Consider the following 20,500-nt stretch of genomic DNA (forward strand, 5'->3'; position numbering starts at 1 on the left):
GAAATAAGCGGTTTAAGGCAAAAGACGGTTGGGCAGCAAGCGCATCAACTGCGTATCGAACCAGGCGACGAATGCTGGCGACGGCAGCGCATCCACCGCAAGGTACCACCAGTCGGGCCGGGCGAAGGCGCGGCACTTCACCGCGTCTTTTTCGGTCATGACCAGCGGCAATGGCGGCGTGAAATCCAGCACCTCGGCGCTATAGGGCGCGTGGTCGGCAAACGCATGGGGGATCGGCTGCCAGTGTAGCGTTTCAAGGGTATTGAAGAAACGTTGCGGATTGCCGATACCGGCAACCGCGTGTACCGGTTGGCCTACCGGAAAGTAGCTGACCGGCTGCCGCTCGCCGCTGTGCAGGTTGACCAGCGCCGAGGGTTGCAGGCGGAAGGCAAAGCCGTCTTCGCGGTCCGAGGCGGCGCCGTTATAGAGCAGCGCATCAACGCTCTGCAGGCGCTCAACCGGCTCACGCAACGGCCCGGCCGGCAGGCAATGGCGATTGCCCAGGCCACGGGCGGCATCGATCAATACCAGCTCGAGATCACGGGCCAGACGATAGTGCTGCAGGCCGTCGTCGGAAAGGATCAGGTCCAGGGTTTCGCTGGCCAACAGCGCTTTCACCGCACGACTGCGATCCGGATCGATCATCAACGGTACACCGCAGCGCTGCACGATCAGCAACGGTTCGTCGCCGGCCACTTCGGCACTGTGGTTGGCCTCGACCCGCCAGGGCAACTGTGGCGGCTTGGCGCCATACCCACGACTGACCACGCCTACGCGCAACCCAGTGCGCCGACAGTGCTCGATCATCCACAGGATCAGCGGCGTCTTGCCAGTCCCGCCTACGGTGATATTACCCACGACCACAACGGGCACCGGTGACTGGTAGACAGCGCCCTCACCCGCCAGGAAGCGCGCGCGCTTGCGCTGCACCACCCGGCGATACAGGCACTCCAGCGGCTTTAACAGCACGAGGGCCGGATGCCCGTCGTACCAGGCCTTGAGCAAACGATCGGACATGGCCATCAGGGTGGGCTCGCCGCCTCGACGGTGGTCATGCGCAGATGACTGAAACCGAGCTTGCCGGCAGCGTCCATCGCGGTAATCACTGCCTGGTGCTGGGTTTTGCCGTCGGCGCTGATCGACAGTGGCATGTTGGTGTCGCCCCCGGACTCCTTCTGCAAGGCCTCCATCAAGCTGGCCAGGTCGTTTTTCTCCAGCAACTGGTTATTTACCGAAAACACGCCATCGGCGCTGATGGCAATGTCCAGCTGCTTGACCTGCTGGTCTTCGGCCGGGGAGCCGCTCACGGCTTCGGGCAAGTCGACGCGCAGCTGGGTTTCCCGGGTGAACGTGGTGGTAACGACGAAGAACAGCAGCAGGATAAACACCACGTCAATCAGCGACGCGAGGTTGATATCGACATTTTCCCGTTGCTTGCGGCGAAATTTCACGCTTTGCCCTCGACCAGGTCCACATCACGGTCGCCCTGCACCACCTCCACCAGCTTGATGGCTTCCTGTTCCATGCCGACCACCAGTTCATCGATGCGCCGTTGCAAAAAGCGATGGAAGAACACCGACGGGATCCCCACCATCAGGCCCGCAGCCGTGGTGATCAGCGCTTTGGAAATACCACCGGCCAGCACCGCGGCGTTGGTGGTCATGCCCGAGCCCATGAACGAGCTGAAAATGTCGATCATGCCCAGCACCGTGCCCAGCAAACCGAGCAGCGGCGCCATGGCGGCGATGGTGCCGAGGGCGTTGATGTAGCGCTCCAGCTCATGGATCACTCGCGCTGCGGCTTCCTCGATGCACTCTTTCATGATCTCGCGACCATGCTTGGAGTTGGCCAGGCCGGCGGCGAGGATTTCACCCAGTGGCGAATTGGCGCGCAGTTCCTTGAGTTTCTGCTTGTCGAGCTGCTTGTTCTTGATCCAGCCCCAGACTTGCCCCAGCAGGTGCTCGGGGGTAACGCGACTGGCGCGCAGGGTCCACAGGCGTTCGGCGACGATGCCGAGTGCGGCAATGGAACTCATGATGATCGGCAACATCATCCAGCCGCCGGATTTGACCAATTCCCACACAGTGAATGCCCCCTCGAAAAAGTGCGCCACTTTATCATATAGGTTCAGCGGCGGGGTTCGTCGACCGCAGACCGGACTGTCGCAGCCCGCGGTGTTTGGTAACGCCGGATTACGGTAACGGTTCGCGCCAGAACCGGCGTTGACTGCGCGCAACAACAGCGGGTTGGAACGCGCCCAACTGAAGACGCACGGCACCTTGTTCGGCGCTGTCGTATAGCCGGCTGCCCAGGGCCCGATAGCGTTCTACCACTTGCGAATGAGGATGACCAAAGGCATTGCCACGGCCTCTGGAGATCAGCACCGATCCAGGCGCAAGCCGTTGCACAAAAGGCCTGGATGACGAGCTGCGGCTACCATGATGGGGCGCTTGCAGCCAATCGGTGGGCACCGCCAACGGTGTGTCAAGCAGTGCGCGCTCCGCCGCACGGTCGATATCCCCGGTGAGCAGCAGCCGCTCACCGCTGGCCTGCACCTGCAACACACAGGATTTGGCGTTGCCACTGATGGCGCCGGACCACTGCCATAACACGAACGACACACCATCCCACTCCCATCGTTCGCCACTGATACAAGGCTCGGTCCCCAGAAACGCCGGCAACCCGTCGGTTTCGCCGCCGACCACACGCCGGATGGGCAGCCCGCGGGCGACAGCTGCAGCGCCACCAGCATGATCGGCGTCGGCATGGCTCAGTAGCAGCATGTCCAACCGCTCTACTCCGAACTTTTTCAACGACGGCAGAACCACGCGCGCGCCCAGGTCGACCGCCCCCGAACGCGGCCCCGCGTCGTAAAGCAAGGCGTGGTTGCGGGTGCGCAAGATCACAGCCTGCCCCTGGCCGACATCCAGTTGCACCACCGTCACCTGCCCATGGGGTACCGATTCCTTGGGTGGAAACACCGCCAACAGCAGCATGGGCCAGCCCAGCAACCGAAATGGCACGCCCTTGGGCAGCAGCAATAACACCGCGCCCGCCAGGCTGACCAGCCAATAAACCAGCGGCACCTCGGCCGGCGTCCAGGCCGGCAACTGCACGGCCAGCAGGGTCAGCCCCTTGAACCATCCCTCCAGCGCTCCGCCGGCCAACCACAGCAAACCGTCACCGGCCAACGGCAGCCACAGCAGCGCCGTGCCCAGCAACGCCAATGGCAACACCACCAGACTGATCCACGGCACAGCGAATAAATTGGCCACAGGCGCGGTGAGGCTGATGGGTAAACCCAGCACCAACAGGACCGGAAACAAACCGATGGCAATCAACCACTGTGGACGCGTCCAGGCCTGCCAGACACTCCAGGGCCCGAGCCGCCCGCCGAACGTCAGCACCAGGATCGCAACCGCCGCAAAGGACAACCAGAAACCCGGCTGCAGACTGGCCAGGGGCTCAAGCAGCAGCACAGCGTTGAAGGCCAGCAGCAACGGCCACCACACGCCCAAATGCCGAAAGCGCAGCCGCCATAGCAATACCAGGCCCACCATCACGCAGGCCCGCTGCACCGGCACGCCGAAACCCGCCAGCAGGCCATAACCCAGCGCTGCAATAAAGGCCAGGCCGCAGGCCCACGGCAGCCATGGCAGGTTGCGTGGCCAGCAACCGTAACGCGCCATCCCGGCCACCAGTGCGTAGATCAGCCCGGCCAGCAAGCCAATGTGTTGGCCGGAGATAACCAACAGGTGCACGGTGCCGGTGTCTTGCAATACCTGCCATTGCTCCGTGCGCAGCCCGGAACCGTCACCCAGCACCAACGCCGCCACGGCGGCTTCATGGGTTTGCGCATCCGCAGCCATCAGGCGCTGGCGCAGGCTGTCGCGCAGGGCGTTGCGGGCTGGCGTCAGGCGCTCACCGTCTTTCACCGAGCCCGTGGCGCCGATGCGTTGCGCCAGCAACCAGGCCTCGTGGTCGAAACCGTGAAAGTTGAGCAGGCCAGACGGCCGCTTGAGGGTGACAGCCAGGCGCCAGCGTTCTCCACTGCGCACCGGCGGCCCGCCGTGCCAGGACACCCGGATGCGCTTGGGTAGCCGGGCTTTGCGCGACCGGCTGTCGGCCAGGTCAAAACGCACGCCGGTGTCGGTCTGCTGAGGCAAGCCGACGACGCGCCCTTCCACACATCGTGTTTCGCCGTCCAGTGCTGGTCGCAATCGATCATCCAGTGCCCACTGCGCGCTGATGCACGCCCAGCTCAAGCCCATCAGGAAAAACGCCAGCGGATAGGTACGAAACGGCACTAACATCAATGCCAGCACCAGCATGGCCAACAGCCATCCGGTCGGCGGCAACGCCGGTAGAAAACGCAGGGTCAGCAACCCCAGCGCAAGCGCGAACATCCCTGTCCTCATGAATCATTCCTTTCAATGATCCACTCAGTCTTAGCCGGGGTTCCCAGGGGCGCCTTTGATGTTTTGTCACAAAGTCTGAATTTTCTGTTTATAGAATACGCGCATACTTGCCCCTCGAACTGACCTGGACCCCTTATGCCCCGGCGCTTATTCAAACGGTACATGCCCGACCCCAGCAGTATCAGGGAACACAAGTCATTACAGTTTCTTGGCACCCTGCTGCATGACCCGAACCTCTGGCACCTCAACCGGCACTCGGTGGCCCGCGCCATGGCCGTGGGTCTGTTTGCCGCGTTTATCCCCATTCCCTTGCAAATGCTGCTGGCCGCGATCCTGGCGATCGTGGTGCGCGGCAATATGCCGATTGCCGTCAGCCTGGTGTGGCTGACCAACCCGATCACGATGCCGGTGGTGTTTGTCTGCACCTATATGACCGGTGCCTGGTTGATGAATGTGCCGGCACGCAGCCTCCCCGATAACCTCACCTGGGAATGGATCAGCGGCGAATTGAGCACGATGTGGCAACCATTCCTGCTGGGCTCGGTGGTATCCGGATTGGTGTTGGGCGCATTGGCCTATTGCCTGACCATGGGCTATTGGCGCTGGTGGGTCGCGCACCAGTGGAAGAAACGCAAACTGCGCCGCCGCTGATGGCTAACGGGCAGGCAGGCGCAGGTGTACACGCAGGCCCTGCCCGGTATTTTCCGCCCAGATACGCCCGCCCTGGCGCTGCACCGCGTTGCGCGCAATGCTCAAGCCCAGGCCGAAGCCGCCGTCACCGGGCCGGGAACCGTCCAACCGGATGAAGGGCGCGAAGATACGCTCCAGGTCGGCCTCATCGATGCCTCCCCCCTGATCCTCCAGCCACACATGCCAGTGCTCGCCTTCGCGCGCGCCGTCCAATGTCACCCGGCCTTGGCCTGGTGAGTGGCGTATTGCGTTACGCAGGATGTTTTCCAGAGCCTGGGCCAGTGCATTGAGATTGCCTCGCACCCAGCACTCAGCTGGCAACAGGCATGGCAAGCGCGATGCCGGCCAATGGCTTTCGAAACACGCGTTTTCCCGCAGCATGTCCCACAGCGCCGGCAGCTGGATGTCCTCCTGGGGCAGTGGCGCCCGGTCGCTGTCGAGCCAGGCCAGTTGCAGGCTGTCTTCCACCAGGCGCTGCATGGCGTCGATTTCCCGGCTCAGGCGCTCACGCAACCGCGCCAGGTCCTGTTCGCTGTCGCAGGCCACACGCAAGCGGCTCAGGGGCGTGCGCAACTCATGGGACATGTCGCGCAGCAGCTGTTGCTGCAACTGCACCGTGCCCTGCAAGCGTTCGGACATCTGGTCAAAGGCGCGTCCCAATTCACCCAACTCGTCCTGGCGGCTGGTCGCGTCACGGGACATTCGCGCCGTCAATTGGTCCGCACGCCAGGCATTGGCCTGCGCACGCAATTGATTGAGGGGCATGATCAGCAATCGATACAGGCCGATACATAGCAATAAGGTAAACAACCCGGGAATCAGGCCGTTGGTGATGACCCGCCAGAACAGTTGATAACGCCCCGGCATAAAGCGCTTGGGCAACTCGATCACCAGTGACCCCGCATCGGGGTCGACCGGGAAGGCGATTTTCAACCAGGGCAAGCCTTTGGCATGGCGGCTCACCGGCCAGTCCAATCCGCGCAAGAAGGTCAGGCGCTGGCTTTGCTTGTCGCTCAACGGTGCGCTGCCAAGTGATTGCAAGTCATTGCCGATGACGCCCAGCCAAGTGGTTTCACGCTCGCCCATATGCTGCAACCACGCATCCACACCGGCACTGCCCTGGGTACTCCACGCCAACTCGGCGCCGGCTGCATAGCCGCGGAGCGTGTCGCGGGCTTCGTCAGTGAGGTAGGCACTTTGCTGCTCCATGTAACGGCCCCAGGACCAACTGAGCCAGATCATCAGCAAACAAAACGCGATCAGAAGGCACGCCAGCTTCCAGAACAACGAATGCCTGCCCGGCAACCGCTCAAAGCCCTTCATCGTGACCGCTCAACACATAGCCTTTGCCCCACACCGTGCGCACTTCGCGCTCGGTGTAGCCGATCGCTTTGAGCTTGCGGCGAATCTGGCTCACATGCATGTCGAGACTGCGATCGTGTGGGGCATAACCGCGCTGCAGCACGTGCTGATAAAGGAAGGCTTTGCTGAGTACCTCTTCGGCGTTGCGGTGCAAGGTTTCCAGCAGGCGGTACTCACTGCGTGTCAGGCCGGCCCAATGCGTGTGATAGACGACATCGCACAGCCCCTCGTCAAACCGCAGGACCTGCGCATCATCGCGCAGGGGCGCAAGGCCCGGCGGCGGGCGACGGTCCAGGGCCACCCGGCGCAGGATGGCTTCGATGCGCACCCGCAGCTCGATCATGCTGAACGGCTTGGGCAGGTAATCGTCGGCGCCCAGGCGAAAGCCGCTGACACGGTCGGCTTCGGCGCCCAGGGCCGACATCAGGATCACCGGTATGGCATGACTCTGGCGCAGATGCGTAAGGACTGACAGCCCGTCCAGCCCTGGCAGCAGAACGTCCATCAGCACCAGGTCGAACGCTTGGTCGCGGGCCAGCTGCAAGCCTTGCTGGCCATTGCGGCACCAGGTGACCTCGAAGCCACAGCGGCCCAGATGTTCATGGACGTAGGCGCCCAACACGGGGTCATCCTCGATGGTCAGGATACTGGGTAGGCCAACGGTTGCGGGATTCATTAGCGTCTGCAAGTCATTCTCAATGACTGATTATTCAAGATTAAAGTGTTACAGGCAATCGCAGGCCGCTACCGAATGGCCCGAAGATTGCCGTGTGTCATTAATTTACGAGATTCCTGGCGGCGCAAATGGCTACACTGCGCAGGTAGCGCGGGCCGGACGCCCGTGCGGAAGATTGATATCAATGTGGTAGCAGGAGAGTGGCGTGCTTAGAAGAATGGGGATAAAAGGCCGCGTACTGTTGCTGACGTTATTGCCGACCAGCCTGATGGCGCTGTTGTTGGGGGGCTATTTCACCTGGATGCAGCTCTCCGAGCTGCAAACTCAACTGCTGCAACGCGGTGAAATGATCGCCGAGCAGTTGGCGCCACTGGTTGCGCCCGCCCTGAGCAGCAAGAACACTGACCTGCTGGAACGCATCGCGACCCAATCCCTGGAACAACCGGACGTGCGCGCGGTGTCGTTCCTGGCACCGGACCGCTCCTCCCTGGCCCATGCCGGCCCGACCATGCTCAATCCACCGCCCACCGGCAACAGCTCGCACCTGCTGCAGCGTACCGGCAACGATGCCACCCGTTACCTGATGCCGGTGTTTGGCCGTCATCGCAACCTTGCCGGCGAGCTGATTCCGGATGAGTCCGACCGCCTGTTGGGCTGGGTCGAGGTGGAACTGTCCCACAACGGCATGTTGCTGCGCGGCTATCGCAGCCTGTTCGCCAGCCTGCTGCTGATCGCCATCGGCTTGATCTGCACCGCGGCACTGGCCCTGCGCATCAGCCGCACCATCAATTCGCCGATCGGCCTGATCAAGCAAGCCGTGGCCCAGCTTAAAGACGGCAACCTGGAAACCCGCCTGCCGCCCTTGGGCAGCCAGGAGCTGGATCAGTTGGCGTCGGGCATCAACCGCATGGCAGAAACCCTGCAAAACGCCCAGGAAGAATTGCAACACAGCATCGACCAGGCCACCGAAGACGTGCGCCAGAACCTGGAAACCATCGAGATCCAGAACATCGAGCTGGACCTGGCCCGCAAGGAAGCCCTGGAAGCCAGCCGGATCAAATCGGAGTTCCTGGCCAATATGAGCCATGAAATCCGCACGCCGCTCAACGGCATCCTCGGGTTCACCCACCTGCTGCAAAAAAGCGAGCTGTCGCCACGTCAGCTGGATTACCTGGGCACTATCGAAAAATCCGCCGACAACCTGTTGGGCATCATCAACGAGATTCTCGACTTCTCCAAGATCGAAGCCGGCAAGCTGGTGCTCGACAGCGTGCCCTTCAACCTGCGCGACCTGCTGCAGGACACCCTGACCATCCTTGCCCCTGCCGCCCACGCCAAACAGCTCGAACTGGTCAGCCTGGTCTACCGCGACACGCCGCTGGCGCTGGTGGGCGACCCGCTGCGTCTCAAGCAGATCCTGACCAACCTGATCAGCAACGCGATCAAGTTCACCCGCGAAGGCACCATCGTGGCGCGGGCGATGATCGAGGATGAGCAGGAAGACAGCGTACAACTGCGCATCAGCGTGCAGGACACCGGCATCGGCCTGTCCAACCAGGATGTGCGCGCACTGTTCCAGGCCTTCAGCCAGGCGGACAATTCGCTGTCGCGCCAGCCAGGTGGCACCGGCTTGGGCCTGGTGATTTCCAAGCGCCTGATCGAACAGATGGGTGGCGAAATCGGCGTCGACAGCACACCGGGCGAAGGCTCGGAGTTCTGGATCAGCCTGAACCTGCCCAAGACCCGCGACGACATCGAAGACCTGCCCAGCGCGCCGCTGCTCGGTCGCCGCGTGGCCGTGCTGGAGAACCACGAGCTGGCGCGCCAGGCCTTGCAACACCAGTTGGAAGACTGCGGCCTGGAAGTCACGCTGTTCAATACCCTGGAGAGCCTGACCAACGGCATTACCAGCGCCCATCAGACCGAACAGGCGATCAACCTGGCGGTGCTCGGCGTCACCGCCAATGACATCCCGCCCGAGCGCCTCAACCAGCACTTGTGGGACCTCGAACACCTGGGCTGCAAAGTGCTGGTGCTGTGCCCGACCACCGAGCAAATGTTGTTCAACCAATCGGTGCCCAACCCCAACAGCCAGTTGCAGGCCAAGCCAGCCTGTACGCGCAAGCTGCGCCGCTCCCTGGCCGACCTGATCAGCCCGCGCCCCTCGCGCAGCGAGCCGGGTGAGCCGTTGTCCAGCCGTGCGCCGCGGGTGCTGTGCGTGGACGATAACCCGGCGAACCTGTTGCTGGTGCAAACCCTGCTCGAAGACATGGGCGCCAAGGTCCATGCCGTGGAAAGCGGCTTTGCGGCCATTGACGCCGTGAAGCAGGAAACGTTCGACCTGGTGCTGATGGATGTGCAGATGCCCGGCATGGACGGGCGCCAGAGTACCGAAGCGATTCGCCAATGGGAGAGCGAACGCCATGGCACGCCGCTGCCGGTGGTCGCCCTCACCGCCCATGCCATGGCCAACGAGAAACGTGCCCTTCTGCAAAGCGGCATGGACGATTACCTGACCAAGCCCATCAGCGAGCGGCAGCTGGCCCAGGTGGTGCTGAAATGGACCGGCCTGGCCCTGCGCAACCAGGGGCCCGAGCGCCTCCCCGAAGGCCTTGGCCCAGGCGTGCAACTGCTGGTGCTGGACCATGAGGAAGGCCTGCGCCTGGCCGCCAACAAGGCGGACCTGGCGGCCGACATGCTCGCCATGCTGCTGGCCTCCCTGGAAGCTGATCGCTTGGCGATCACGGTCGCCCGCGAAGCCAATGACAACCACGCCCTGATCGAGCGCGTCCACCGCCTGCATGGCGCCACCCGCTACTGTGGCGTGCCGCAATTGCGCGCGGCCTGCCAACGCGCCGAAACCCTGCTCAAGCAGGACGACGCCAAGGCCATAACCGCGTTGGATGAACTGGACATGGCGATTGCGCGGCTGGCCAGTGAAGCGCGGGTCAGCGCCTGACTCTATTTTATGGACGACGCCAATCAAAATGTGGGAGGGGGCTTGCCCCCGATGGCGATATATCAGTTACAAATATTTCGACTGATACACCGCTATCGGGAGCAAGCCCCCTCCCACATTGAGTCAGCATTCCCAAGGTATAAATTGCAGGGAGCCTTTTAATGCGCGTGATTCTTTTCAGCAGCCAGGCCTACGATCGCGAAAGTTTTCTCGGTGAGCCGCGCCCTCAGGGGATCGAGCTGCAATTCCAACCCGCCCGCCTCAACCTCGACACCGTCGCCCTGGCCGAACGGCACGAGGTGGTCTGCGCGTTTATCAACGATGATCTCAGCGCCCCGGTGCTCGAGCAACTGGCCAGTGGCGGTACGCGCCTGATTGCGTTGCGCTCGGCCGGCTACAACCATGTTGACCTGCACGCCGCCAAGCGCCTGGGCCTGAGCGTGGTGCGCGTACCGGCCTACTCGCCCCACGCCGTGGCCGAACACGCCGTGGCCCTGATCCTCGCCCTGAACCGGCGCCTGCACCGCGCCTACAACCGTACCCGCGATGGCGACTTCAGCCTGCACGGGCTCACCGGTTTCGATCTGGTCGGCAAAACCGTCGGCGTGGTCGGCACCGGGCAGATCGGCGCCACCTTCGCCAGGATCATGGCCGGTTTTGGCTGCCAGTTGCTGGCCTACGACCCCTTCCCCAACCCTCAGGTGCAAGCCATGGGCGCACGCTACGTGAGCCTGCCCGAATTGCTCGCCGAGGCGCAGATCATCAGCCTGCATTGTCCGCTGACCGCCGAGAGTAAACACCTGATCGACACCCGCGCCCTGGCACACATGCAACCGGGTGCGATGCTGATCAATACCGGTCGCGGCGGCCTGGTCGACACGCCGGCACTGGTCGAGGCGCTCAAGAACGGCCAACTCGGTTACCTGGGGCTGGATGTTTATGAGGAAGAGGCGCAGCTGTTTTTCGAGGACCGTTCGGACCTGCCCCTGCAAGACGACGTGCTCGCCCGCCTGTTGACCTTTCCCAATGTGATCATCACCGCCCACCAGGCCTTCCTGACCCGCGAGGCGCTGGCGGCGATTGCCGGCACGACGCTGGCCAATATTGCGGCGTGGGCCGATGGCCGCGCGCAGAACCTCGTCGAGGGATGATCAGCGGTCACATACCGGGCTCATGATGAGCCGGCACCCGTGATAGGATGCCGCGCCTATTTGGAGGATCCATGGCCGAACACGATTTCCGCTTCAGCTTGCTGAGCCCGCAACACACCCTGATCGAATGCCGCGCCCTGGTGCCGGGCCGTTATCAAGTCACCGGCAACGGTGGTTCGATCAAGCATGGCGACGTGCTGATCGTCACCCTGCGCGGCAGCAAAACCCTGTCGATGCGCCTGACCGTGGAAGGTGACGCGCGCTACTCCATCCGCCCGGCGGGCCAATGGGTCGCCATGGCCCTGGGGCCGAAATTCGGCGAGCTGGAGATTCACACCTGGAAGGTCAATTGCGACAGCTGCGACAGCGTGCTGGAGTTTGAATTCGCGGTGGAAACCAAGCTGACCAAAGAACCGCTGCAGCCGGCCGCCAACGCACGTATCAAAGAACTCGGCTGGGCCAGCGAAGGCGACCACCACCGCTGCCCGAAATGCCAGCGGGCCGCACAATGAAGGGCCTGCTGCTGCTTGCCGCCGTGGGCGCGGCCCTGAGTGGCTGCGCCGGCGATGCGGCCAAGCTCAAGCAGGATCACAGCTATGTGGTGGAGTGGATAGGCGAGCGGCCCTTGATGGACTACGCGCACCTGACCGTGACCCTCGGTGCCGATGGGCGCGCCTATGGCAATGGCGGCTGCAACCACTGGTTTGCGCCGTACACCCTCGAAGGCGACAAGCTCAGCTTCGGCCCGATCGGCAGCACCCGCAAAATGTGCGCCGAGGCGTTGATGGAACAGGAGCACCGCTTCTTCCAGGCCCTGCAGGGCGTACAGCGCTGGGACATCTCGCCGATCGAACAGACCCGCTTCTGGCCGGCCCAAGGCAAGCCGATCCGCCTGTGGCTTGAAGAAGGCTGACGGCAACGATCTTTGATCTGGTGGGATCAAAATGTGGGAGGGGGCTTGCCCCGATAGCCATAGGTATCTACACAACTTTGGCACGGCCCTGAACCTGTGACGGCTCAGGAGCCGAAGCCTCTCTAGCTGATACCCCGCGACCTAAATGTGGGAGGGGGCTTGCTCCCGATGGCGGCCTGACAGCCGACCAGGATGCTGGATCAGAGCGAGTACATATCCGTTGCTGCGGTAACGGCTGCTATGGGTTCCGCCCTTACGGCGTCTCACTTTTGAAAAGCGCAAAAGTAAGCAAAACGCTCTTGCCCCACCACTCGGCACCTCGCTTAGGCTCGGTGTGCCCGTAATCCGACAGTGATTTGGGGGCCGCCGCCACGCGCCATCCATGGCGCGGGGCGGCTAAACCGGCATCCCTGCCGGTTTACCCCCCAAATCACTATCGGATTACGGCCAGCGTGGTTTAACGGGGCGCCTAGATCAAGAGCAAGATCAAGAGCGGCTCGCTTCGCAGCGTGGTTACTTATGCTGCTACAAAGTTGTGTAGATACCTATGCCCCGATAGCGGTATATCAGCTAGCAATTATCAAGCTGACCCACCGCAATCGGGAGCAAGCCCCCTCCCACATTGGCTCTGAGTTGATGCTTTAACCGCGCAGGGCCTTGAGCTTGGCCAACACCCCTTGCGCCGTCTGCTCACCCATCAGTTGTTCGCGCACCTTGCCTTTGTCATCGATGATATAGGTCACCGGCAGCGCCTCGCTGCGTGGAATATCGAAGATCCCTTCCGGGTTCTGCGCCAGCACGGTGAACTTGATGCCCAGCTTGTCGCTGGCGGCCTTGAGCTCCTCACCCTGCACATTGTCGAAATTGACCCCGAACACGCCCACATTCTGCGCTTTGAGTTGCTCGGCCAGGGCGTTGAGCTCGGGGATTTCCGTGCGACACGGGCCACACCATTCAGCCCAGTAATTGACCACCAGCCACTGCTTGTCCAGGCGTTCGGCCGGTATTTTCTGGCCATACTGGTCAACGCCGTAATCGTTACCGCAGCCACTGAGCAGCAGGGTTGTGATGATCGCCAATGCACCGATCAGTCGCCTTGTCATGGGGTAATCCTTCGTAAAAATGAACGTTGGCTGCGGCCTATCGCCTCTTACGGTTTAAGGACGGCCCGCAGCGCAGGTAGAATACCCGCCACCTTACGCAAGATGCGACCCGCACATGACCGATCTGACGCTTTATCACAACCCGCGCTGCTCGAAATCCCGCGGTGCGCTGGAACTGCTGGAAGCCCGTGGCCTCACGCCTACCGTGGTGCGCTACCTGGAAACCCCACTGAACGCTACGCAAATAAAGGCCCTGCTGGCCAAGCTTGGCCTAAGCGCCCGTCAGTTGTTGCGCACCGGCGAAGAGGAATACAAAAGCCTCAACCTGGCCGACGCCAGTCTCAGCGAAGCGCATCTGATCAATGCTATCGCCGAACACCCCAAGCTGATGGAACGTCCCATCCTGGAAACCGCCGATAAAGCCATCATTGGCCGTCCGCCGGAAAATGTACTGGAGTTGCTGCCGTGACGACCCCCTATGTGCTGGTGTTGTATTACAGCCGCAATGGCTCGGTCAGCGAAATGGCCCGGCAGATTGCCCGGGGCATCGAGCAAGGCGGCATGGAAGCCCGGCTGCGCACGGTGCCGGCGATCTCCACCGAGTGCGAAGCCGTGGCGCCGAGTATTCCGGACGAGGGCGCGCTGTATGCCAGCCTGGATGATCTGAAAAACTGCTCGGGCCTGGCCCTCGGCAGCCCGACGCGCTTTGGCAACATGGCCGCGCCGCTCAAGTACTTCCTCGATGGCACCAGCAACCTGTGGCTCACCGGCGCCCTGGTCGGCAAACCTGCTGGCGTGTTCACCTCCACCGCCAGCCTGCACGGCGGCCAGGAGACCACGCTGATGTCGATGCTGCTGCCGCTGTTGCACCACGGCATGCTGATCACCGGCCTGCCCTACAGCGAGCAGGCGCTGCTCGACACCCAGGGCGGCGGTACGCCGTATGGCGCCAGCCACCACGCCGGGCCTGATGGCAAGCGCATGCTCGACCCCCATGAAATCACGCTGTGCCGCGCCCTGGGCCTGCGCCTGGCAAAAACCGCCACACTGCTGGAGAACGGCCGTGGCCAGGCAGCCTAAGGTCCTGCCGCCCCAGGCGTGGCTGGAGCCGCGGGTCAAGCTCGCGCGCGCACTCAGCCTTCTGGCGTTTTTTGGCCTGGTGGGCTTGTTGTGCGTGTACTACCTGTTCGTCGCCGACCTGCACGGCGCGCGTCCGTGGGTGATCCTGCTGATCGAGCTGGTGCCGCTGCTGGTGCTGGCGCCAGGCATGATCCTGGGCAGCGCACGCGGGCATTCGTGGATGTGCTTTGTGGTGAACCTGTATTTCATCAAGGGCGCGCTGGCAGCGTATGACCCGAACCGCCAAGGGTTCGGGGTGCTTGAGATGGTGGCAAGCCTGGCGCTGTTTTGTACGGCGTTGCTGTATGTGCGCTGGCGGCACCAGTTGAATCGGCGGTTGGCGGCAGTCTGATACAGCAAGGTCTGGGACGCAGAGCGTCCTGGGCAGCATTCCCACGCAGAGCGTGGGAACGATCAATGGTTGACGGTGTAAGCCAGCATCATCGACAACTGGCACATCGGCCGCCCACTATCGGCATGCCACTGGTTGAAGGCGCCCTGCACCGTCGCCAGGTCGCGCAGGCTGGTGGGCACCTTGTCGACGATCTTCTGCGCATTCAATGCCGCCACCACGTCATAGCTCGGCACAAAAGTGTCCTTGCCCACCATGCGCAAAAAGCGCGGTGCCGACAGGCCGCCCAACTGGTGACCGTGCTTGCTCAGGTACTTCCATAGCCCAACGATATCGGTGACTGGCCACTCGGCGATAAACGCGCCGAAGCTGCCCTTCTCCTGGGTGATATCCAGGATCATCTGCGCATTGCGCGGCACGCTCTTGAGCTTGCCCAGGTGACGGATGATGCGGGCGTCCTGCATCAGGCGTTCCAAATGCTCGGCGCCCATCAGCACGACCTTTTCCGGGTCGAAGCCAAAGAACACCTGTTCGAACGCCGGCCATTTGGCGTCCACCACGCTGTGCTTCAAGCCTGCACGGAACACGCGCAGCGCCAGGGTCGACAGGTAGCGGTCAGCGCTGATCCTGCGCAATTGCGCCGGGGTCTTGGGCACCGGCAGATGGGCTTCCAACTGGGCCGCTGAACCAAAACGGTTCAGACAATATTCGTGCAGCCACTTGTAATCGCGCATGCCCTCTCCTGGCAGGTGAAATGAAAACGGCGCCCGTGAGCGCCGTCTTTCAGAGCGTTGTAGAGCGTTAGAGGTTCACTACATTGACGAAACGCGAGGCGGCGGTTTCATCGATTTTCAGGCTGGTGAAGTCGAACAGGTTGCGGTCGGCCAATTGCGACGGGATCACATTCTGCAGGCTGCGGAAGATGCTTTCGGTGCGGCCCGGCGTCTTGCGTTCCCACTCCAGCAGCATGTCCTTGACCACCTGGCGCTGCAGGTTTTCCTGGGAGCCGCACAGGTTGCACGGAATGATCGGAAATTGCTTGAAGTCGGCATACGCCTGGATGTCCTTCTCATTGCAATACGCCAGCGGGCGGATCACCACGTTGCGCCCGTCATCGGCGCGCAGCTTGGGGGGCATGGCCTTGAGCGAACCGTTGAAGAACATGTTAAGGAAGAAGGTTTCGACGATATCGTCGCGATGATGCCCCAGGGCCATCTTGGTCGCGCCGATCTCATCGGCAAAGGTATAGAGCGTGCCACGCCGCAGGCGCGAGCACAGCGAGCAGGTCGTCTTGCCTTCGGGGATCAACTGCTTGACCACCGAATAAGTGTCTTTCTCGACGATGTGGTACTCGACGCCCAGTTCCTTGAGATAGGCCGGCAGCACGTGCTCGGGAAAACCTGGCTGTTTCTGGTCCATGTTGACGGCGACGATCTCGAACTTGATCGGCGCGACCTTTTGCAGGTGCAGCAGCACATCGAGCAGGGTATAGCTGTCTTTGCCGCCGGAAAGGCAGACCATGACCTTGTCGCCCTCCTCGATCATGTTGAAATCGGCGACCGCTTCACCGGCCAGGCGACGCAGGCGTTTTTGCAGTTTGTTCTGGTTGACCGTAAGAGTGCCCATGGCGCTTGGATCCGCTGCAAGTGTGTGACGAAAAACGGGGTATTTTAGCGACCTGAGCGCCTCGGATTCAATGTGGGAGCAAGCCCCTCCCACCTTGAATCCATTGCCCGCTACAGACCGTGCCGCGATTAGCACCTATGTTTACAGCGCGATTTACTCTAAAGGCCCTACAGTTTTCCAGGACATCACTTCCTATACTGCGACTAGAGGTCGCACAACTATCCGGACCTTGCAGGCCATTTGGCCGGTAGCGCTCCGCTGGGGGGCGATGGTAATAACGACAGGAGTGACTGGCATGATCCATCACGTCGTGGGGCTTTTTACCCATCCCGATCAGGAATGGCGGGAAATTCGTGGCGATAAAGAAGAAAGCATCAGCCACATGTACCTCACCCATACCCTGGTTCTCGCGGCGATTCCCGCCGTCTCAGCCTTTATCGGCACCACTCAGGTCGGCTGGGTGATCGGCAACCGCGCCCCGGTCATGCTGACTCAGGAAAGCGCGCTGTGGATGACCCTGATGTCCTACGCTGCAATGCTCGGCGGCGTGGCGGTGATGGGTGCGTTCATTCACTGGATGGCCCGCACCTACGACGCCAACCCCAGCATGGCGCGTTGCGTGGCCTTCGCCACCTACACAGCGACGCCTCTGTTTATTGGCGGGCTGGCGGCGCTTTATCCGCACATGTGGCTGGGCATGGTCGTGGGCACGGCGGCGATCTGCTACACGGTATACCTGCTGTATGTGGGGCTGCCGACCTTCATGAGCATCGACCCGGATGAAGGCTTCCTGTTTTCCAGCTCGGTACTGGCTGTAGGACTGGTGGTGCTGGTGGCGATCATGGCGTTTACCGTGATCGTCTGGGGCCTGGGCGTTGGGCCGATCTACACCAGTTAAGCCTTTTTTACCGCAGGCAAAGCCACCACAAGGTGGCTTTGTGCGTTATGCGTGACCATTCGGCGCCTGACAGATTCGGAAACACCCTGCTTTGCGGCATACTGGACATCTCTGGAGATATGTACAGCATGCCCGAGCAACTCAATACCCGCGTCGAAGATTGTTTCCTGCAAGCCGAATCCTTTTTCAAACGAAGCTTCAAACGCCCCAAGGTCAGTCTCAAGCTGCGGGGCCAGAAAGCCGGTGTCGCGCATTTGCACGAAAACCTGCTGCGTTTCAACCCTCAGCTTTACCGTGAAAACAGCCAACATTTCCTCAAACAAACCGTGGCCCACGAAGTGGCGCACCTGATCGCCCACCAACTGTTTGGCGAGCGCATCCAGCCCCATGGTGAGGAATGGCAGTTGATCATGCGTGGGGTTTACGAACTGCCGCCGGACCGTTGCCACACCTATGAAGTCAAGCGGCGCCAGGTGACGCGCTATATCTACCGGTGCCCGTGTGCCGACAGCGACTTCCCGTTTTCGCCGCAGCGGCATGGGCTGGTAGGCCAGGGGCGGCGGTATTTGTGTCGGCGGTGTCGGCAGACCCTGGTGTTTACTGGGGAAACTCGGGTGGAATGAGAGTCTCATCGGGGGCAAGCCCCCTCCCACATTTGAATGTATTCACAAATCAAAGTGTGGGAGGGGGCTTGAACTGGCCTAATGATCCCGGACACCTCTTAAGGGCGATATGATTCGCCCAATCAGGAGGTTCCATGCAACAGCGAAAGACCTACACCCACGAGTTCAAGCAACGTGCTGCAAGCATGGTTCTTGATGATAACTGCTCAGTTCCCGACGTCTGTGCATCGATGGACGTTGGCCCTACGGCTCTGCGCCGCTGGGTTGATCAGGTTCGTAAAGAGCGTCACAAAGGGCAGCCAGTGGCAGGTACCAAGGCTATCAGCGACGAACAGCGAGAGCTTCAACAGCTACGAGCCAAGGTCAAGCGCCTGGAGAGTGAGGCTGAAATCTTAAAAAAGGCTACGGCTCTCTTGATGTCGGATCCCGATCGTTTTTCCTGATCGAGGAACTGAGGGAGTCGAGTTCATATCCGACCAGCCTGCTTTGCAGTGCGCTAGGCGTTTCTCGCAGCGCGTTTTATGACTGGATTAAGCGTCGCTCAGCGCCAAATACCAAGCGTGACGCGCTTAGAGCAAAAGTCGTGCAACTGCATGTCGAAAGCCGAGAAAGCGCAGGCGCGCGGATGATCTCTCAGCGCCTGAAGGCCCAGCAGATCAAGGTGGGTCGGCATCTGGCCGGAAAACTTATGGCGGAGGCAAATCTGGCCAGCAGACAGCGCCGCCGCCATCAATATCGCTCTAGAGGCGTTGAAGCATTTGTGGCCAAGAACCTGCTTGAGCGTAACTTCGAGCCAACCGCAATTAATCAAGTCTGGTGCGGCGACGTTACCAGTCTAATGGTTGGGAAACGCTGGTATCACTTGGCAGTGGTCATTGATCTGTTCGCCCGCCGAATCGTTGGCTGGGCGTTTTCTCTGATCAATGACGCCAACCTGGTTAGCAAGGCGCTGAGAATGGCGGTGGAGGTTCGAGGCAAACATGCAGGCTTGATGTTTCATTCAGATCAAGGCTGCCAATACACCAGCCAGCACTTTCAGTCCGAGCTGCTGGGGCATGGGATAACGCAAAGCATGAGCCGTAGGGGGCAGTGCTGGGACAACGCGCCAACAGAGCGTTTCTTCGGGACGCTCAAATCAGAGTGGGTGCCCACCAAGGGCTATATGACAGTTGAAGAAGCCAAGCAGGATATGACCAGCTTCTTCATGCGATACAACCGAATCAGGCTCCACAGCTACAACAACTACCTGTCGCCAATAGCCATGGAGCAGAAGGCGGCTTGATCACCGTAATCGGTGTCCGGAAGAACTTGACCAGAACAGCTTGCCCCCGATGGCATCAGAACAGTCACCCGACAACCTTGGCCTGGCGCAATTCCCCTATCCGCTGAGCACTGAACCCCAACTCCACCAGCACCTCATCACTGTGCGCCCCTACGGCGGCACCAATATGCCGTGGCGCCGGCAACCCCTCGGAAAACTTCAGCGGGCAGGCAATCTGCGCCTGGGTCGAGCCATCGCCCCTGGGCACCTGGCTGATCAGCCCGCGCGCCTGCAGCTGCGGATGCGCTACCGCTTCACTCAAGTTCAACACCGGTTCCACGCACGCATCCACTCCAGCAAACAACGCGCACACTTCATCAAAGCTGCGTTTTTCGAATTCCACCTGCAGCGCCTGCTTGAGGGCCGGCTGCTGCTCAGGCTTGAGGCTGTGCAGCGCCAGCTCCGGTCGCCCCAGTGCTTCGCACAATTGCTGCATGAAGGCCGGTTCCAGGCTGCCCACCGACATCCAACGCCCATCACGGGTGCGGTAATAATCGTAAAAACTGCCGCCATTGAGCACATGGTTTTCCCACGCCGGTTCCACCCCGCAGGCCAGGTAACCCGCACCGGCCATGGCGTTCAGGCTGAACGCGCAGTCGGTCATGCTCACATCCAGGTACTGGCCGACGCCGCTCTGCTGCCGCGAGATGACCGCCGCGAGCAAGCCCACCACCGCATGCAACGACCCGCCGCCGATATCCGCCAATTGCACCCCCAACGGCAACGGCCCGCTGTCGCGCCGCCCGGTGTGGCTGGCCACACCGGCCACGGCCAGGTAGTTAATATCGTGGCCGGCGCGATCCCTGTAAGGGCCGGTCTGGCCGTAGCCGGTGATCGACACGTAGATCAGCCTCGGGTTGATCGCGTTCAAGGCCGCATACCCCAGGCCCAGGCGCTCCATCACGCCGGGGCGGAATTGCTCGATGAGGATGTCGGTGCCCTTGACCAGCTCGAACACAATCTGCAGCGCCTCGGCCCGCTTGAGGTCCAGCGCCAGGCTGCGCTTGTTGCGATTGAGGTAGGCATGGCTCGCCGAGGTGCCCTGATCATGGGGCGGCAAGACGCGCAACAGATCCATGCGCGTCGGCGATTCGATGCGCAGCACCTCGGCGCCCATGTCCGCCAGCATCAGTGAGGCGAACGGGCCGGGCAACAGGGTGGAAAAATCCAGCACTTTGAGGGACGCCAAGGGGCCTGACATACAAACTCCGTTTTCGATTCGACGGTTCACAGCGTAGTCAGCCTTGAGCGTCGACGGCAATCGTCAGAACGATCAACCCCCCTGACCG

At 61.6% G+C, this 20,500-nt stretch carries 22 protein-coding genes; 12 read left to right on the top strand and 10 right to left on the bottom strand.

The features are described from left to right. Positions 1-12 precede the first annotated feature (12 nt). The 4 genes from lpxK to C4J88_RS16115 all read right to left on the bottom strand — a co-directional run bounded on the left by lpxK (position 13) and on the right by C4J88_RS16115 (position 4,418). Positions 13-1,023 (bottom strand): tetraacyldisaccharide 4'-kinase, encoded by a 1,011-nt coding sequence (lpxK, locus tag C4J88_RS16100; RefSeq protein WP_124407538.1) that lies wholly within the window; start codon positions 1,021-1,023, stop codon positions 13-15. Continuing rightward, positions 1,023-1,451: a biopolymer transporter ExbD gene (locus C4J88_RS16105; protein WP_124367383.1), complete on the bottom strand. Its 429-nt coding sequence runs from the start codon at positions 1,449-1,451 to the stop codon at positions 1,023-1,025. Before C4J88_RS16105 ends, lpxK begins: the two co-directional genes overlap by 1 nt. Beyond that, entirely contained in the window at positions 1,448-2,083 is a 636-nt protein-coding gene (locus C4J88_RS16110; RefSeq protein WP_122676958.1) for a MotA/TolQ/ExbB proton channel family protein, read from the bottom strand. Before C4J88_RS16110 ends, C4J88_RS16105 begins: the two co-directional genes overlap by 4 nt. Positions 2,084-2,192: 109 nt before the next feature. Further along, the gene (locus C4J88_RS16115; RefSeq protein ID WP_124407539.1) at positions 2,193-4,418 is read right to left on the bottom strand and encodes a DNA internalization-related competence protein ComEC/Rec2; all 2,226 of its coding nucleotides are present in this window, start codon (positions 4,416-4,418) and stop codon (positions 2,193-2,195) included. A gap of 135 nt (positions 4,419-4,553) precedes the next feature. Between C4J88_RS16115 and C4J88_RS16120 the strand changes: the two genes are divergently transcribed. Then, a complete protein-coding gene (locus C4J88_RS16120) occupies positions 4,554-5,069 on the top strand; it encodes a DUF2062 domain-containing protein (RefSeq protein ID WP_124407540.1) in 516 nt (171 codons plus the stop codon). A gap of 3 nt (positions 5,070-5,072) precedes the next feature. Here the strand turns inward: C4J88_RS16120 and C4J88_RS16125 are convergent, their stop codons facing one another. Both C4J88_RS16125 and C4J88_RS16130 read right to left on the bottom strand, forming a co-directional pair. Next, a complete protein-coding gene (locus C4J88_RS16125; RefSeq protein WP_124407541.1) occupies positions 5,073-6,431 on the bottom strand; it encodes a sensor histidine kinase in 1,359 nt (452 codons plus the stop codon). After that, positions 6,418-7,146, bottom strand: a complete 729-nt coding sequence (locus C4J88_RS16130) for a response regulator transcription factor (protein WP_124367386.1) — start codon at positions 7,144-7,146, stop codon at positions 6,418-6,420. The genes C4J88_RS16125 and C4J88_RS16130 overlap by 14 nt, the downstream gene beginning before the upstream one ends. A gap of 205 nt (positions 7,147-7,351) precedes the next feature. Here C4J88_RS16130 and C4J88_RS16135 point away from each other — a divergent pair, with 205 nt between their 5' ends. The 4 genes from C4J88_RS16135 to C4J88_RS16150 all read left to right on the top strand — a co-directional run bounded on the left by C4J88_RS16135 (position 7,352) and on the right by C4J88_RS16150 (position 12,169). Then, on the top strand, positions 7,352-10,105 hold the full coding sequence (locus C4J88_RS16135) for a response regulator (RefSeq protein ID WP_124407542.1): 2,754 nt from the start codon (positions 7,352-7,354) through the stop codon (positions 10,103-10,105). Positions 10,106-10,266: 161 nt separating this feature from the next. Next, positions 10,267-11,256 (top strand): 2-hydroxyacid dehydrogenase, encoded by a 990-nt coding sequence (locus C4J88_RS16140; RefSeq protein ID WP_124371048.1) that lies wholly within the window; start codon positions 10,267-10,269, stop codon positions 11,254-11,256. 71 nt (positions 11,257-11,327) lie between these two features. Then, positions 11,328-11,768: a hypothetical protein gene (locus C4J88_RS16145; protein ID WP_124367389.1), complete on the top strand. Its 441-nt coding sequence runs from the start codon at positions 11,328-11,330 to the stop codon at positions 11,766-11,768. After that, a complete protein-coding gene (locus C4J88_RS16150) occupies positions 11,765-12,169 on the top strand; it encodes an META domain-containing protein (protein WP_124363263.1) in 405 nt (134 codons plus the stop codon). The genes C4J88_RS16145 and C4J88_RS16150 overlap by 4 nt, the downstream gene beginning before the upstream one ends. Positions 12,170-12,810: 641 nt before the next feature. Here C4J88_RS16150 and C4J88_RS16155 read toward each other — a convergent pair. Next, complete coding sequence (locus C4J88_RS16155; protein ID WP_124363264.1) at positions 12,811-13,272, bottom strand: TlpA disulfide reductase family protein; 462 nt, start codon at positions 13,270-13,272, stop codon at positions 12,811-12,813. 115 nt (positions 13,273-13,387) lie between these two features. On the opposite strand from C4J88_RS16155, the gene arsC reads away from it, so the two are divergent. The 3 genes from arsC to C4J88_RS16170 are packed head-to-tail and all read left to right on the top strand — an operon-like array spanning position 13,388 to position 14,743. After that, positions 13,388-13,741: an arsenate reductase (glutaredoxin) gene (gene arsC / locus C4J88_RS16160; RefSeq protein ID WP_124407543.1), complete on the top strand. Its 354-nt coding sequence runs from the start codon at positions 13,388-13,390 to the stop codon at positions 13,739-13,741. Then, positions 13,738-14,352, top strand: coding sequence for an NAD(P)H:quinone oxidoreductase (wrbA, locus tag C4J88_RS16165; RefSeq protein WP_124367392.1), 615 nt, complete (start codon positions 13,738-13,740; stop codon positions 14,350-14,352). The genes arsC and wrbA overlap by 4 nt, the downstream gene beginning before the upstream one ends. Next, complete coding sequence (locus C4J88_RS16170) at positions 14,336-14,743, top strand: DUF2069 domain-containing protein (RefSeq protein ID WP_124363267.1); 408 nt, start codon at positions 14,336-14,338, stop codon at positions 14,741-14,743. The genes wrbA and C4J88_RS16170 overlap by 17 nt, the downstream gene beginning before the upstream one ends. A gap of 62 nt (positions 14,744-14,805) precedes the next feature. Here the strand turns inward: C4J88_RS16170 and C4J88_RS16175 are convergent, their stop codons facing one another. Both C4J88_RS16175 and ttcA read right to left on the bottom strand, forming a co-directional pair. Then, positions 14,806-15,477, bottom strand: a complete 672-nt coding sequence (locus C4J88_RS16175; RefSeq protein ID WP_124407544.1) for a DNA-3-methyladenine glycosylase I — start codon at positions 15,475-15,477, stop codon at positions 14,806-14,808. 67 nt (positions 15,478-15,544) lie between these two features. After that, a complete protein-coding gene (ttcA, locus tag C4J88_RS16180; RefSeq protein ID WP_124363269.1) occupies positions 15,545-16,369 on the bottom strand; it encodes a tRNA 2-thiocytidine(32) synthetase TtcA in 825 nt (274 codons plus the stop codon). Between the two features lie 295 nt (positions 16,370-16,664). Between ttcA and C4J88_RS16185 the strand changes: the two genes are divergently transcribed. The 4 genes from C4J88_RS16185 (at position 16,665) to C4J88_RS16195 (ending at position 19,172) form a co-directional block, all read left to right on the top strand. Beyond that, a complete protein-coding gene (locus C4J88_RS16185; RefSeq protein WP_124371051.1) occupies positions 16,665-17,267 on the top strand; it encodes a Yip1 family protein in 603 nt (200 codons plus the stop codon). A gap of 128 nt (positions 17,268-17,395) precedes the next feature. After that, complete coding sequence (locus tag C4J88_RS16190) at positions 17,396-17,890, top strand: SprT family zinc-dependent metalloprotease (RefSeq protein ID WP_124367396.1); 495 nt, start codon at positions 17,396-17,398, stop codon at positions 17,888-17,890. Positions 17,891-18,024: 134 nt separating this feature from the next. After that, on the top strand, positions 18,025-18,333 hold the full coding sequence (locus C4J88_RS27800) for a transposase (protein ID WP_256658866.1): 309 nt from the start codon (positions 18,025-18,027) through the stop codon (positions 18,331-18,333). Between the two features lie 8 nt (positions 18,334-18,341). Continuing rightward, positions 18,342-19,172 carry an IS3 family transposase gene (locus C4J88_RS16195; protein ID WP_256659123.1) on the top strand — a complete coding sequence of 277 codons (831 nt, stop codon included), beginning with the start codon at positions 18,342-18,344 and terminating at the stop codon, positions 19,170-19,172. Positions 19,173-19,236: 64 nt separating this feature from the next. Here the strand turns inward: C4J88_RS16195 and C4J88_RS16200 are convergent, their stop codons facing one another. After that, positions 19,237-20,412, bottom strand: coding sequence for a CaiB/BaiF CoA-transferase family protein (locus tag C4J88_RS16200; protein ID WP_124407545.1), 1,176 nt, complete (start codon positions 20,410-20,412; stop codon positions 19,237-19,239). Positions 20,413-20,500 lie beyond the last annotated feature (88 nt).

This window comes from Pseudomonas sp. R4-39-08, from assembly GCF_003852275.1.
Taxonomy (GTDB): domain Bacteria; phylum Pseudomonadota; class Gammaproteobacteria; order Pseudomonadales; family Pseudomonadaceae; genus Aquipseudomonas.